This window comes from Halobacterium noricense (assembly GCF_021233435.1).
GTDB classification, from domain to species: Archaea; Halobacteriota; Halobacteria; order Halobacteriales; family Halobacteriaceae; genus Halobacterium; species Halobacterium noricense.
Genome location: NZ_CP089469.1, coordinates 65694 through 78593, shown reverse-complemented (window position 1 = coordinate 78593; position 12900 = coordinate 65694). Strand labels below are relative to the sequence as shown.

Sequence of the window (12900 nt, the reverse complement as noted above, 5' to 3'; positions counted from 1 at the left end):
CGTGACAGGGCCATAGGACGCTCCCTAGCGAAGGGCCGAAAACCTACCCCGCCGACCTCGGAAGAGCAAGTCCTGGAACCAACCGGTACCAGGCCGGGTTCCCTTTGTCAAGGGAAGCCGCACCGTTCACGGCGCGGCGGATGTCACTTGCTTGTGTCACCTGGTTCAGCCGCGCTAGCGGTGTGCATCTTATCGTCGAACATTAGATGGGTCGCCGACAGTGGCGCTTACTCGGCGGCGGCAGTGTCGTCACTGTCGTCGAACATCAGGAACAGGCCGAACATGATGGGCGAGAGGAACGCTATTGCCACACTAGTCACCATCAGAGCTGCCTCCAGGGATATCGGTCGGCCGTTTCCACCGTTGGACGAGCCGTCACCACCCGCTCCGTTGCCATCGCCGGAGCCACTGGCCGAGGCAGGTTTCTCGAACTCGCTTGGATCCAATCCGCCTGACCCGCCGACAACAACGACGCCTTTCATCCCCATCGACTGGTGAGGGACACAGAGGTACTTGTACGTCCCCTCTGACTCGAACGTCCGTGAGTACGTCTCGCCAGCCTGGCTGTACGTGTCGCTCTCGAAGTTCCCCGCGTTGTCGACGACGTTGTGGGTGCCGCCCTTGCCTGTCCACTCCCAGACGACTTCGGTGCCGGGATCGACGCGGATCGCTGCCGGACCGAACGCGAGGTTCCCACCGTTGCCGGATGCGCCGACCCAGACAGTCACCTGATCTTGGCCCGTGTAGTCGTAGGTTCCGTCGAAGTTACTCGTGTTGGCGAGCCAGCCGTCGTAACTCTGTCCCTCTTGGGCCGTGACTGTTCCGGTTGTGCCGCCCGCTGCGGCGGCGCCGGTCACCAGCGCTGCTCTCTTAAGGAACGCCCGGCGGCCGGCTGCCGTCGTTCCCCCGTTACCACTCGAATTCATAATAGTGTATGAACCATGTAATGGCAATAAGCTATTGGTCGTTGGCGTGACTTCAGTCGTCGAGGTCGGCGAGACGGCGCTCAAGGTGTTCCATCCGCCGCTGCAGGTACGCCACGTACCCGAACAGCGTCACGAACAGTGCCGTGTAGCCGGCCAGTAGCAGTGGTTCCATTATGTCACCTCCGTTGCTGGCGTGCCGCGAGGTCGTCTTCGAGTTCGTGCAGCCGTATGCGGAGCCCGAGTAGGTAGAGGTATAGTAGCGACGCCGCCAGCAGCGACACCAGTAGCGTCGTCGGGTCGATATTCGCACTCACGTCCGGGTTCCCCAGCGTCGTCTCGTGAAATGTCGGCGTCCACAGCCGCGTCGAGACGTAGGAGATAGGCACTGTGATAAAGCCAAGCACGCCGTAGACGGCGGCGTATCGGTCGCCGCTGCCACCATCGGTACCAGCGTGGACGACCAGGTAGCCCGCGTAGATGAACCACACGACCAGAAACGTCACCAGCCGCACGTCCGTCCACTCCCAGTAGGAGTTCCAGATAACCTTCCCCCAGAAACTCCCGAACAGCAGCGTCAGCGTCACGAGCAAGAATCCGAGTTCACCCGCGCTGTGCGCGAGCCGGCTCCAGAACGCTCCCCGGTACCGAAGGTAGAGCGCACTGCCGACGAACGTCGTCCCGAGCGCGGATGCCGCCACCCATGCCAGCGCGATGTGCCAATACGCCAGCAGGTTTCCACCGTGGGAGACGCCGTACATCACGTCCGACGCGGAACCGAACACCAGTACGAACGATGCCACGCCTGACACCAGCGCTCCCCACTTCACGACGCGGCTCATGATCACCGCACGCAGCACGCGGGTCACACGTCCGACCAGCTGTCCGAGCCGCAGACTCTGGGACCGCTCGCTTGCTTGATCGGTCGTCGATTCAATCTCGTCCGAACTCATGCGTGTGCTCTCATAGGTACTCAACGATTGACGCAAGCAGCAATTTGTCCACGTCGAAGAGGACGGCCACGCCTAATGCCAGGAACGTGTACCCGGTCGCTGTCTGGACCGCGTCCCCCGAGACACCCTCAGTGACGGAATTGAAGATCCGCCGGACACCGTGCTTACCGGCGTAGGCCACCCCGAGCAGCGGCACTGAGAAGCCGCCACCGTAGGTGAACAACAGCCATGCGCTCCGCCCAACGTCACCGGTCGTTCCGGCGAGCGCGAGCACGCCCCCAAGGACGGGACCGACGCACGGTAGCCAGATAACCCCGAGCAGGAGGCCGACGACGAACGCGTTTGTCAGCGGCCGCTCGTCCTTGTCGATCCGCGTGCTCGCAGCCGACGCGCGTCCTGACAGCCGGGACGCGTACCGGGAGTACATCTCGTTGAGGTCGTCGTCTGCCATTATGGCCCCGAACGCCAGCATCATGATGGCGAACGGTAACCGGACGGTGTCAGGGGTTACGGACCCTATCATCCCAGTCGCGACCCCGAGCACGGTGAACGTGAGCGTACTCCCCGCCACGATGGCCACCGGGCGCAGCGAGTGGCCTGACGACCCAACTACGAGTACCGGGATCATCGGCAGACAGCACGGCGTCAAGATCGTCAGAATGCCGGCGGCGAACACCGCGAACGTAGTTGGAGCCTCTACCATTATGTCAGCGAATCACGGACGGCGGTCAGCTTGCCTGCTGGCTACTGCCGCCGTCTATTGCTGCCCCTATCAACTCTTGCGCGTCAGTGGACGTTGAGTTGTTCGACTCGGTCTCGTTCGTGGACCAGCCGTTGTCGTGGTCCTCGTACGTCCGAATCCAGGTGGTCTGCCACGAGCCGTTCACTTCGACGTCACGGAGGGGCTGGTCGTAGCGGTCAACGTTGTCAGGGATGACGCTCTGATTGATCTCCTGGGAGCCGATGGGAATCCCGGCGATCATGAGCTTCTTCGTCATCGGGTTCATGTCGTAGCCGAACCGCTCCTGAACGCGCTGGTAGTAGATCCCCTCGTCGGGCGCCCCAGACTCGGCCCAGTCTTTGGGCTGCCGTGGGAGGTGCGGGCGTTTGTGGCCGTTCATGAACGCGGCGACGTCATGGACGTCCCTCCAGTCCGTGAACGTGTGCGCCGTGCCGTACGGCATGGCCTCCCGGATGAATCCGGCAGACGTGTACAGCCGGCCCATGCCGGCACCGTCGTTGTAGGAGCCCTCACCCCATAGCGGCGGATACTGGCCGGGAGTCCCCTGGCCGTCAGCGCCGTGGCAGGATGCGCAGTTCTCGAGGTAGAGCTCGGCGCCCCGCACCGGGTTGGCTTCTGTTACGTTCACCTTCTCGTCGCCCTCGGGCTTCCGGATGTGCCGCCAGTACGGCACCTTCTGGCTCGGCGTGCCCTTGTTCAGCCAGACCATGTACGACTCCATCGCCTGGATCTCACGACTGTCGTACGCTGGGACCCCCTCGGGGGAACCGGGCGCGTCCATGCTCCGCAGGAAGCAGCCCATGATGCGCTGGCGCATGTCCCGCATCCGCTCAGTACGGCCGGTCCACTCGGGATAGCCGGCTGCGGTGCCGACGAGCGGAATCATATCGATATCCTGGCCGACCATACCGGTGGTCGTCGGCAGGTCGCCGCCGCCGTGACAGTTCGCACACGACAGTTCGTTGCCGACGTGGTTGGGCATCTCGTTGGACGTGTTCGCGAAGATCTCACGCCCGTACTGGACGAGCTCCCGCCGATTCTCGTTCTCCGGGAGCGTTGAGTTGTTCATCTCCTTCGGGACGAACTCCACCTCGTCGCCCGCTGAAGCGTTCTTGTACTCGAACCCCTCATCGCGGAGTTCCGGACTGTACCACTCCGAGCCGCTCCACGTTCCCGGTAGCTGGATGACGCCGCCACCGCCGTCGCCCTCCATAGCCGACGGCGCCCCGCCGGTGTCGCTCATGAACGCCAACGCGCCGTTGACGGCGAAGACGACGATAACACCCGCGACGAGCGCTCCGACCACGAGCAGCGTCGGTTTCAGTAGTCTCGTTGAATCTCGTTTGCTCATCGTAAATCTCTACATATTGCTCATCGGTCCCGGTGGTGATTTCAGCTTGCTACTGCGGTATTCGCAATCGGTATTCCAATATGTGGACACGACTGTAATAAAGCTTTTCTGCGGACATGGGAGTATTAGCGGACACACGAAAGACCGTCTGACGTGCGCCGACCCCGGGTCGTTCACAGACAGCACATTTTAATGAGAGAGATGAGAAAGCGTCACACATCGATGAAGCCTCGAAAGGCGCTTACAATCGCCTTCTTCGTCTTCCTTCTGGGCATTGGCTACCTGTCGATGCACTCCGCACCAGTGTTGAGCGACGATAACTATTCGTACCACGGCGAAACCGAATGGCGGACCGACTTCTCCGAGGCCGAGCAGCTAGCCAGCGAGCAGGACCGCCCTATTATCGTCTACTTCTGGACGACGTGGTGTACGTACTGCGAAGACTACAACCAGTACGTCTACTCTGACCCCGAGGTACAAGCTGAACTCGACGACTTCGTGAAGGTAGCGGTGAACCTCGACAGCGACCAGGGCGAATACGGCCGCCTCCAGCAGCGGTACAACGCCAACTACCCGCCACAGCACGTCATCATCACGCCCGAGGGCGAACAGCTCGTGAAAATCTCCGGGTACGCCGACCGCGAGGCGTTCCTCGATTACCTCGCAGAGGCCGAGCGCGAGTACGACGCGGGTGACAACCAATGAACGTCGGGAATGTCCTGCTCGCCACCGCGTTCACCGTTCTGCTGGGCGCAACCGGTATTCTTGCCCGCGCGTACCTCGCCGATGACGACCGGCACGTCGGGTACGTGACAATACTCACGGGCGCAGGCGCGGTAGCGCTGGCCGGCGCCCTGGCCCAGCTCACGTACCAGTTCGTGGTGACGGACTACTCGAACGCGTACGTGTGGAACAACACCGCCGACTACCTCCCGCTGCTGTACCGCGTGACCGGCGTGTACGCCGGTAACGAGGGATCGATCTTGCTGTGGGCGGCACTCACTGTGCTGGTCGCGTTCACCGCCGGGGTCATCCGCGGGTTCCCGGACCGCCACTCGAAGCTCGTCCACGCTATCACGTTCGGGATCGTCACGTACTTCGTCGGGATGCTACTGCTCCAGAGCCCGTTCGCGTCCATTCGGACGGAGTTCGCGAACGCGCCACCGGGGTACATTCCGACGAGCGGCGAGGGGCTCAACCCTCTGCTGGTCGACCCGTACATGGCCATCCACCCACCCGTGATGTTTATCTCCTACGCGCTGCTCACAATGCCGTTCGCCATCGGCGCCGCGCACTTCGTCTCTCTATTCCGGGGTGACGGAAGCGTGTTTGCGGCCTGGCGCGGGAGCGTCACGCGCTGGCTGCGCGTCAGCTGGCTGTTCCTTACGGTCGCCGTGGCGCTCGGCGGCCTCTGGTCGTACACCGTACTCGGCTGGGGTGGTATCTGGGCGTGGGACCCGGTGGAGACAGCCATTCTTGTGCCGTGGTTGTTCCTCACTGCCACTGTCCACGCCGTCGTCCGGTACCGGCCGAACGACGAGTACCGGATTCTCGCGCCCGCGATGACTGCGACGGTATTCTCGCTCGCAATTTACACCACCTCCATCGTCCGCAGCGGGACGTTCCGGAGTGTCCACTCGTTCGCCGACGGCGGTATCGGCATCTCGTTCATCGTCCTGATGGTGTTGACTAGCGTCTTGGGCGTCGTCGTCCCGCTCGCGTACTGGTTCCTCCAGGACGACGAAGCGACCGGCTCAGACGGCGCGTGGCTCACGCGGGACAATCTCCTGCACGCCGCCGTCCTGCTGTTCGGTCTGCTGACGTTCGTCTCCCTCTGGGGGCTGTCGTTCCCTGTCCTCCGGGCCGCGGTTACCGGCGTCGAAGTGTCCGTGGAGTCTCATTACTTCAACCTTTGGAGCTACCCGTTGGTCGGCGTCGCGCTGCTGTTGTTGGGTTTCTACATGGACTTCGACGTCGAAGGACGCCGCCGCAGCCTCGCCGGATTAGCCGTCTTCGGCACCGCGGCCGTGGTCGCTGCGTTCGTTGCACCCTCAGAGATCTGGCAGCTTTATCCTTCGCCTCCGACTCAATCCCCTATATATGGCGTCCTCGGGAGTATCAGCGTGCTCTCGATTCTCCCCCCAGCCGCGTACGCCATTCTTGGCGTCACGAAGCGCGCGCTCGCCCGAATTCCGGCGGCCGCCGACCGGGGCGCGGTGTTTAAGGAGACAGGAATTACTGCCATCCATGTCGGTGCCGTGCTACTCGTGCTGTCGCTCCCGTTTATGTATATGTTCGCGGGCCAGGCGTCAGCGATAGCAACCGGCGTCGCGTCTGAGTCCGTTGATACCTCCTATCAGGACGTTGCCGGCACCGACTACTCGGTCCGCGTGCTGGACTACACCAGCAACGAGTTCCCCCAGAACCCCGAGCCTGAGTCGTACGCGCTCTCGACCGACCAAGTGGCCGCTCGTGGACCGTCACTAAACGGAACGGTACAGGCGGTGTACGGCACCGTCACTGACGTCAGAAGGGGGCCACAGGCGACGGTTATCCAACTCGACGGCTCCCGGACGTGGGTAGGCGTCATCCAACGCAACGAGACTGCGGGCAATTTCTCCGTCCAGACCGGTCAAGGCCTTGTCGCACGCGGCCGGCTGATGTGGAACTTCGTGCCGAACGCCGACGCGACGGTGCTCGCGAGCCCGCAGGCCATCGGCTCGCCAGCGAATCCGCCCGAAGGTGTGGTCCCGACGCGCGTTCAAGTCGACGGCGTCTCGCTCGCGGTCTACGAGGACGGGAAACTTGTCACCTCCGGGGTCGCCGGTCAGCGCGAGTACCCCCAGCAAGGTAACATGCAGGTCAGGGATGTCCTCATCGACCGGGGACTCGTGACCGACACCTACGTTATCGCAGGCGTCAGCGACGGCACTGCCTCGATGACCGTCAAGCAGGTGCCGTTAATGTCCCTACTGCGGCTCAGCCTCGTGTTGCTCGTCGCAGGGATGTCCACCGTGCTCGTGTTCGACCCCGAGCACGGTATTCAGACGCTAACTGCTTCGACTGCTTCGAGTACCGATGTCGAACCGGAGGCAACAGACTAACATGAACCATAAGCACGCTCTTGCCGCAGTCGTTGTTTTCACCGCTTGCATCATTGCCCTCCCAAGTATCGCTGCAGCGACTACCTCAGTTTCAGGCACCGTCACCGTTGCGGACGGCTCAGCCGATGGCGCTCGCGTGACCGTCGCACCTGTCGACGAAAACCTGCGCAGTACGGGGAACTCCGTGCGGACGACCGTCGATGGAACCACCTTCTCCGTTGACGCGCCCGACTCGCCCGCGTACGTCGTCCGCGTCGTCCACGACGGCGCCGCCCACTACGAGGTGCTGCGGAACGACTCCACAGCGACCATCGACCTCGAGGCCGCTATCTCCGGCCAGGTAGTCGACGAGGCCGGCGAGCCGCGACCAAACACCACTGTCAGCCTCATCGACGAAGCCGGCTTCTCGGTCGACCGCACCCAGGCGGCCGAAAACGGGACGTTTGCGTTCGCTCCCCTGGAGTCGAACGAGACGTACCGCCTTGCCGTCGCCGTCGACGGCGTCCAGTATCGCGAAACGGTTTCCACTGCGGACGGCGGCACCCAGAATGTGACCGTGTCGACGCCGCCGCCCATCAACGAATCCAGCGTGCTCTCGGTGATGGGCGGCGACCCCGTCAGCCACGTCGTCCGCGTGCTTGCACCACAGAATCGCTCGGGTCTCACGGGCGTGGTGGAGACGCTCACCCTCCAGAATGACGCCGACCGGCCGTTCGCCGGTACGGTCGTCATCGGAGTGCCGTCGGACGGCCAGCCGTACTCCGCGATGGCGGCCGGTGAAGAGACCAACTACCGGCGCGTCGATGGCGGCGTCGCTGTGGACGTATCGGTCCCCGCGAACGGCAGCACACAGGTCGGCGTCGCCTACGACATCGCCGACCGAACGTTCGAGAAGCAACTCCGTCGCGACGCGGAGAGCTTCGCGGTGTCGTTCCAGGGATACGACATCGATGAGGTTGACCACTCCGAGAACCTCCGCGTTGGTGACTCGCCCGTCCCGGTTCTCACGTCAGACGGCCCAGTGAGTGCGAACGAGACAGTCAGGGTCGATGTCTCGAACGCGCGCTCCGCTACGGCCGGCGGTAACGGAAGTGCTGGTGGAGCCAATATGGCCGAGACAGGGTCATCGGAGAGTAATTCGATCCCTGAGTTCCCGACGATGCCTGTCTTCGGCAGTCTCGCTGTGATGGTCGGCGGCGGCCTCGTCGCCTACCGCGTGCTGTAATCAGCGCCACCCTTCGCTCATTCTCATTCCTCGACGGCGTACTCGAAGGTGACGAGTCCGCCAAGGAATAGAATGCCTGCGTACGAACCCAATACACGGAGCCACGTGCCCGTCGGTGCGCCGGTCGTGAGCGCGGCTGTAAGTTCGACGCCTGCGAGCAACACCGGAACGACCAGCGGCACGAGTAGCACGGGCAACACGAGTTCGCCCAGCGACGACCGAAACGTCAGCGTCGATACGACAACGCCGACCGCTGAGAAGCCGAATGCGGCCAGCCCGAGCACGCCGACGAGCGCCGGCATCATCGAGAGCGCAAGTTCATACCCGAGGAATACGCCAGTCGCGGCGAGGGTGACGAGGTCTACGGCGAGCACGAACGCGGTCGTGCTGAGGACCTTCCCGACGTACACCGCCGATCGATCGACAGGCGCCAGCAGTAGGCCGTCAAGGGCGGCGTGCTGGGCCTCGACGTCGGCCGCTTCAGTCACTCCGAGGGTGCCGGCGAACACGAACGCAACCCAGAGCGCGCTCCGCCCGACGACCTGAGGGTCGGTGAACGTCTTCACGAATCCGAACGCGAACGCCAGTACGACCAGTAACGCGAACACGGCGGCCGTGGTCGTCACCTGCTTTGTTCGCACCTCTAGGTGGAGATCCTTGCGCATTACGAGGTAGACGGCGGTGAGGTAGCTTGTCATTGCTGGTCGGTGGCGGTGGAGCGGTTGTCCGTCGACTGGCCGTCAAGCCCGATAGCACGCCGGTAGATAGCTTCGAACTCGTCCGGCGACGTGGACGCGGTCTGGATGTCGGCCTGGACGCGGCCACGGTCAAGGACGAGCGCTCGCGAGCACCGCTGCAGTCCCAGGTTGAGGTTATGGGTAGATAGGAGGACGGTCCTGTCGTCGATGCCGTCGAGAATGTGGCCGAGGTCGGCAACACCGCGCTGGTCGAGCCCCGAGTACGGTTCGTCGAGCAACAGTACGTCGGGGTCGTGGAGCAGCGCGCGCGCAAGGGACAGGCGCTTCTGGAGGCCATGCGAGAATGTCGCAGGCCGCTGGCTTCCCCGGTCGGCGAGACCCACGTTGTTGAGGACCGTTTCGACTCGGGCGTCGACGCCGTCGACGCCGTGTAGGCGGGCGTGAAATTGGAGGTTCTCACGGGCGGTCAGGTCGTCGTACAGCATCGCGTCATGCGTCACGACGCCGACACCGCTGGTGGCGTCCGGGTCGCCGAGCGATCGCTCCACACCCCCGAAGCGGACCGACCCGGCCGTCGGCCGCACGAGCCCAGCGAGCATTCGAATGGTTGTCGACTTCCCCGCGCCGTTCGGCCCGAAGAACCCGATAGTCTCGCCGTCCGCAACCGAGAATGAGACACCGTCAACGGCGTGGAACTGGCCGTAACGCTTCGTCAAGTTGTCGGCGCTTATCGCCGGCGGGCCGGTGCTCTTACCGTCGGTAGCGGGCTCGTCGGCGCTCATCAGACGTCGTCGGGTCGTTCCTCGCCCTCGTGGGCACGCACCGAGAGCTGCTGGGCGGTCAGGGAGCCATCCGCGTACCGGCCCTTCGCGACGACGATCCGTCCCTCCTGCATCGTGTCGGGGAGCGTCCCCTCGTAGGTGACGGGGATAGAGTGGTTCCCGTCAGCTACGGCGAACGTAGTGCGCTCGCCGCTCGTGTCCAGATTCTGGACGGTACCCTCGAGGTTTACCCAGTCACCCTCGTAATTGTTGTCTTCGGAAAGCGCTGTCGGCGTTACAAACTCGGTGGACGCGCTCATCGTCGTCACCCCTAGAACGCCCAGGAGCACAAGAATACCGACCCCGGCGACCAGTAGCTTGTTCTTCCGTCGCACTGCCGGATGATGTTTGGGGATGCGTATTACTGTACCGGCTTTACATTCCATTCCGCCGAGAGCCGTCAACCCGTCCAGGTCGCTGTTACGGGTTGGACGCGGCAGCCAGTCGTCTCCGTAGACTTATCACTGACGTGCTCGTACCATCTGTCACTTAATGTCGTGGACGCTCCGGGTGTCGGGCTTCGTCGCGCTCACCGTGCAAGCGCTGTGGGGACTGCTCCAGACGTTCGCGCTGTCGCCCGCCGGCCCCACGATGCCGCCGATGGCGGTCACCGCACACGCCCAGTTCGGGATGCTGTCTATCCTCGCCGTTGTCGCCGGGTTCGGTATCGAGCACACAACTCTTTCGGGGCGCACCCGCTCGGTCGCCGTCTGGTCATTTATTGTTGGACAGTGGCTTCTCCCCGCGTCGATGCTGATGCGGTCGGTCGAACCCATGTTGTTGGCGACCGCCTACCTCTGGGGGACATCCCTGGTCGTCTCCTTGGCGCTCGTTGCCTGGGGGACCATTAACGCCCGCCCGGGCTAGGCGAGCGTGGATGAAGTCACGAGGCAGGGCTCTATTGAACTTCGAGTTTGGTGGTAAGTGGCGTGAACAATTGGTGGTGCAAGTCTGCCGTTGTTGCCGTCAGTTTTCGACGTATTTCGAAAGGAGGGTGGTACGCTTTGAGCGTTAGAGAACGAAACAGGGGCAGTAACTCATTCTGCGAACGCTTCTCCAATCGCGCCGGCTTCGGTTCTCGGGCGCGAACTGCACCTCGTAGCGGCTCCCTTTTGAGAGGAGTGAGACGTCCATCGCTTCGGTGACGGCACGCTTGGTGCGGGGCTCGAGTTTGTCCTGCGACTGTGGGTTCTCGTTGACGACCAGTCGGTCGCGAACGTCGCCTGTTCGGCCACCGTCGGGAGCGACGGCTTCCGCAGGGCCACTGAGCGGCTCGTGGAGCACTTTCTCCACCATATGGCCTTCCGGCCAGAGGTAGTGGACCTCCGCTCGCTACGTGTCAGAACGCGCCTCCGCCCTTCCGCGGGCGCAGAGAAACTTAACCAACAGTAGCGATTTCCCACTTAGATTGTTGGTTACGAACTCCTATATCTGATCGGCGCACGAACACGTTCTTGTCAGATTCTACGAAAAATTACTGCAAAACGCACCAGACGGTTTATTTAGTATGTCCTATCAGCAGAAACGTTTCCGGCCGTTCGGCCTGAAACTCTATATTGAATCCGTGCTGGCGGAGCACATTTGCAACCTCGACGGCCGAAAATCGTTCGGCAACGGGTGGGCCGTGGTTCCCACTTCCGGAAGCTGCCCAGTCGACGATAACAAACGTCCCCTGTGACGTGAGCACGCGACTGATTTCGCTCAACGCCTGCTCGCTTGCGAACTCGTGGTAGGTCATCGTCGAGAATGCAGCGTCGAGACTGCCAGTATCGAGTGGGAGGTCGTCGACGCCACTCGTCACGAGGTCGACGTTCTCGGGGACGCCTTTCTTCCGGTAGTAGTCGTGCATCGCCTCCTGGATGTCGACGGCGTACACGTGGTCGACAGTTGGTGCCACGTCGTCGGTGTAGAACCCGGTCCCGCTACCCAGGTCTGCCACTGTTTCGTCCCCATCCGGTGAGAGCGCCCAGAGCAACTCCTCCGCGGAGAGGAACCGGTATCGCTGTTGTGCATCTTCGAGCTTGTCGGCGCGGTCGGCGTCGAACGTGTGATGACCCATGTTAGAGGTTCGCGAACGCCTCGTCGACGAGTTCGCCGGTATCGGCGACGATGTCTGCCATCTCCTCGTTGTCGGGCGCCATCCCGATGAGGCGGGCGATGCGCATGATGGAGACGTGGTAGACGACCTGCTTCCCGGGTTCTGCTTCCCAAACGACGACGTTGCACGGCATCAGGGCGCCGAGCCGGTTGTCGGTCGCATCGAGCGCGCGGTCGGCGACCTCGGGATTGCACGCGCCGAGCACGTAGTAGGGGTCGCGGTCCGCGTCCACTTTCTCGTTAAGCATCTCGGAGGGTGAGAACTCGACGGGAATGCCGAAGCCGGCGTCCGTAAACACCTCGCGGACGTGCTCAACGGCCTCCTCGTGGCTCATTTCAAGGGTCGCCCGTTCTTCACCGATATCTGCAGAGCCGATCTGGTCCGGGTCGATTGGGAGCATCATTCGTGTATTGTCTTGGGTCTTCAGGACAAAGTCTCTTCGGGTATCCTCTCGCGAAAGCGGAGAAACCTGGGAAAAGACTCACTTTAGCACCTATTCTGCCAACCGAGTATTGTAGTGTTCGGGAACAACTTTAATCGTCTCTGCTACCTTATTTTCGGACATGGTGGCCACATCAGTGCGTGAGGACCTCGAGCGCGACCTGGGGTGCCTCGACCTCTTGGGCTGCGTCCACGGGCTCAACGAGCGGGATCAGATGGTATTTCAGCTGCTACAACAGGCAGAGGGGGATCTCACGGTCGACGACGTCGCAGATCGAATGGATTGTGAGCGTTCGACTGCGTACCGTTCGATTTCTCGGCTCCTTGAGGCCGGCGTGGTAGTTCAGGAGCAAGTAAACTACGAGCACGGAGGGTACTACTACGTGTATCGTTCGCGGGCACCAGAGGAAGTTGCCCATGACATGCAGCGATTGCTCAACGATTGGTATGCGGCCATCGGACAGCTTATTCAGGAGTTCGAAGACCGGTACTGCCGAGACCCGGAGGGCCGAGAGAAGCAGTCGATTGAGTCCTGTCTCTGACC

The 12900-nt window shown here is 62.5% G+C and carries 15 protein-coding genes and 1 pseudogene; 5 read left to right on the top strand and 11 right to left on the bottom strand.

The features are described from left to right. Positions 1-227 precede the first annotated feature (227 nt). From LT974_RS15925 to LT974_RS15905, 5 genes are all read right to left on the bottom strand, one after another. On the bottom strand, positions 228-926 hold the full coding sequence (locus tag LT974_RS15925) for a halocyanin domain-containing protein (RefSeq protein WP_232590601.1): 699 nt from the start codon (positions 924-926) through the stop codon (positions 228-230). A gap of 52 nt (positions 927-978) precedes the next feature. Beyond that, entirely contained in the window at positions 979-1098 is a 120-nt protein-coding gene (locus LT974_RS15920) for a CcmD family protein (protein WP_230892585.1), read from the bottom strand. A gap of 4 nt (positions 1099-1102) precedes the next feature. After that, on the bottom strand, positions 1103-1765 hold the full coding sequence (ccsA, locus tag LT974_RS15915; protein WP_232590600.1) for a cytochrome c biogenesis protein CcsA: 663 nt from the start codon (positions 1763-1765) through the stop codon (positions 1103-1105). 121 nt (positions 1766-1886) lie between these two features. Beyond that, positions 1887-2579 carry a cytochrome c biogenesis CcdA family protein gene (locus LT974_RS15910; RefSeq protein ID WP_232590599.1) on the bottom strand — a complete coding sequence of 231 codons (693 nt, stop codon included), beginning with the start codon at positions 2577-2579 and terminating at the stop codon, positions 1887-1889. A gap of 25 nt (positions 2580-2604) precedes the next feature. Next, positions 2605-3969 (bottom strand): c-type cytochrome, encoded by a 1365-nt coding sequence (locus LT974_RS15905; RefSeq protein ID WP_232590597.1) that lies wholly within the window; start codon positions 3967-3969, stop codon positions 2605-2607. Between the two features lie 222 nt (positions 3970-4191). Between LT974_RS15905 and LT974_RS15900 the strand changes: the two genes are divergently transcribed. The 3 genes from LT974_RS15900 to LT974_RS15890 all read left to right on the top strand — a co-directional run bounded on the left by LT974_RS15900 (position 4192) and on the right by LT974_RS15890 (position 8298). Beyond that, on the top strand, positions 4192-4674 hold the full coding sequence (locus LT974_RS15900; RefSeq protein ID WP_232590595.1) for a thioredoxin family protein: 483 nt from the start codon (positions 4192-4194) through the stop codon (positions 4672-4674). Next, positions 4671-7073, top strand: coding sequence for a cytochrome c biogenesis protein CcsA (gene ccsA, locus LT974_RS15895; RefSeq protein ID WP_232590593.1), 2403 nt, complete (start codon positions 4671-4673; stop codon positions 7071-7073). Before LT974_RS15900 ends, ccsA (LT974_RS15895) begins: the two co-directional genes overlap by 4 nt. Positions 7074-7209: 136 nt before the next feature. After that, positions 7210-8298 (top strand): carboxypeptidase-like regulatory domain-containing protein, encoded by a 1089-nt coding sequence (locus tag LT974_RS15890; protein WP_232590592.1) that lies wholly within the window; start codon positions 7210-7212, stop codon positions 8296-8298. A gap of 23 nt (positions 8299-8321) precedes the next feature. Here the strand turns inward: LT974_RS15890 and LT974_RS15885 are convergent, their stop codons facing one another. Genes LT974_RS15885 through LT974_RS15875 form a run of 3 tightly spaced genes read right to left on the bottom strand, consistent with a single transcriptional unit; the run spans position 8322 to position 10077 of the window. Further along, positions 8322-8996 (bottom strand): heme exporter protein CcmB, encoded by a 675-nt coding sequence (locus LT974_RS15885; protein ID WP_232590591.1) that lies wholly within the window; start codon positions 8994-8996, stop codon positions 8322-8324. Next, positions 8993-9778: an ABC transporter ATP-binding protein gene (locus LT974_RS15880; protein WP_232590590.1), complete on the bottom strand. Its 786-nt coding sequence runs from the start codon at positions 9776-9778 to the stop codon at positions 8993-8995. Before LT974_RS15880 ends, LT974_RS15885 begins: the two co-directional genes overlap by 4 nt. Continuing rightward, on the bottom strand, positions 9778-10077 hold the full coding sequence (locus LT974_RS15875; RefSeq protein WP_456298804.1) for a cytochrome c maturation protein CcmE domain-containing protein: 300 nt from the start codon (positions 10075-10077) through the stop codon (positions 9778-9780). Before LT974_RS15875 ends, LT974_RS15880 begins: the two co-directional genes overlap by 1 nt. Before the next feature lie 232 nt (positions 10078-10309). On the opposite strand from LT974_RS15875, the gene LT974_RS15870 reads away from it, so the two are divergent. Then, positions 10310-10684: a hypothetical protein gene (locus LT974_RS15870; protein ID WP_232590588.1), complete on the top strand. Its 375-nt coding sequence runs from the start codon at positions 10310-10312 to the stop codon at positions 10682-10684. A gap of 192 nt (positions 10685-10876) precedes the next feature. Here LT974_RS15870 and LT974_RS15865 read toward each other — a convergent pair. The 3 genes and pseudogenes from LT974_RS15865 to LT974_RS15855 all read right to left on the bottom strand — a co-directional run. Continuing rightward, positions 10877-11149 (bottom strand): annotated as a pseudogene (locus tag LT974_RS15865) (hypothetical protein); the annotation flags it as partial. Positions 11150-11315: 166 nt separating this feature from the next. Further along, positions 11316-11876: a class I SAM-dependent methyltransferase gene (locus tag LT974_RS15860; RefSeq protein ID WP_232590587.1), complete on the bottom strand. Its 561-nt coding sequence runs from the start codon at positions 11874-11876 to the stop codon at positions 11316-11318. A gap of 1 nt (position 11877) precedes the next feature. Next, entirely contained in the window at positions 11878-12318 is a 441-nt protein-coding gene (locus LT974_RS15855; RefSeq protein WP_232590586.1) for a DUF302 domain-containing protein, read from the bottom strand. A gap of 160 nt (positions 12319-12478) precedes the next feature. On the opposite strand from LT974_RS15855, the gene LT974_RS15850 reads away from it, so the two are divergent. Then, positions 12479-12898, top strand: a complete 420-nt coding sequence (locus tag LT974_RS15850; protein WP_232590585.1) for a helix-turn-helix domain-containing protein — start codon at positions 12479-12481, stop codon at positions 12896-12898. Positions 12899-12900: the final 2 nt, after the last annotated feature.

Excerpts from the sequence above, each read along its gene's own strand:
- LT974_RS15855 (WP_232590586.1), bottom strand. The coding sequence starts at position 12,318 with ATGATGCTCCCAATCGACCCGGACCAGATCGGCTCTGCAGATATCGGT.
- LT974_RS15870 (WP_232590588.1), top strand. The coding sequence starts at position 10,310 with ATGTCGTGGACGCTCCGGGTGTCGGGCTTCGTCGCGCTCACCGTGCAA.
- LT974_RS15885 (WP_232590591.1), bottom strand. The coding sequence starts at position 8,996 with ATGACAAGCTACCTCACCGCCGTCTACCTCGTAATGCGCAAGGATCTC.
- LT974_RS15910 (WP_232590599.1), bottom strand. The coding sequence starts at position 2,579 with ATGGTAGAGGCTCCAACTACGTTCGCGGTGTTCGCCGCCGGCATTCTG.
- ccsA (WP_232590593.1), top strand. The coding sequence starts at position 4,671 with ATGAACGTCGGGAATGTCCTGCTCGCCACCGCGTTCACCGTTCTGCTG.
- LT974_RS15925 (WP_232590601.1), bottom strand. The coding sequence starts at position 926 with ATGAATTCGAGTGGTAACGGGGGAACGACGGCAGCCGGCCGCCGGGCG.
- LT974_RS15860 (WP_232590587.1), bottom strand. The coding sequence starts at position 11,876 with ATGGGTCATCACACGTTCGACGCCGACCGCGCCGACAAGCTCGAAGAT.
- LT974_RS15900 (WP_232590595.1), top strand. The coding sequence starts at position 4,192 with ATGAAGCCTCGAAAGGCGCTTACAATCGCCTTCTTCGTCTTCCTTCTG.
- LT974_RS15875 (WP_456298804.1), bottom strand. The coding sequence starts at position 10,077 with ATGAGCGCGTCCACCGAGTTTGTAACGCCGACAGCGCTTTCCGAAGAC.
- LT974_RS15850 (WP_232590585.1), top strand. The coding sequence starts at position 12,479 with ATGGTGGCCACATCAGTGCGTGAGGACCTCGAGCGCGACCTGGGGTGC.
- LT974_RS15905 (WP_232590597.1), bottom strand. The coding sequence starts at position 3,969 with ATGAGCAAACGAGATTCAACGAGACTACTGAAACCGACGCTGCTCGTG.
- ccsA (WP_232590600.1), bottom strand. The coding sequence starts at position 1,765 with ATGAGCCGCGTCGTGAAGTGGGGAGCGCTGGTGTCAGGCGTGGCATCG.
- LT974_RS15920 (WP_230892585.1), bottom strand. The coding sequence starts at position 1,098 with ATGGAACCACTGCTACTGGCCGGCTACACGGCACTGTTCGTGACGCTG.
- LT974_RS15880 (WP_232590590.1), bottom strand. The coding sequence starts at position 9,778 with ATGAGCGCCGACGAGCCCGCTACCGACGGTAAGAGCACCGGCCCGCCG.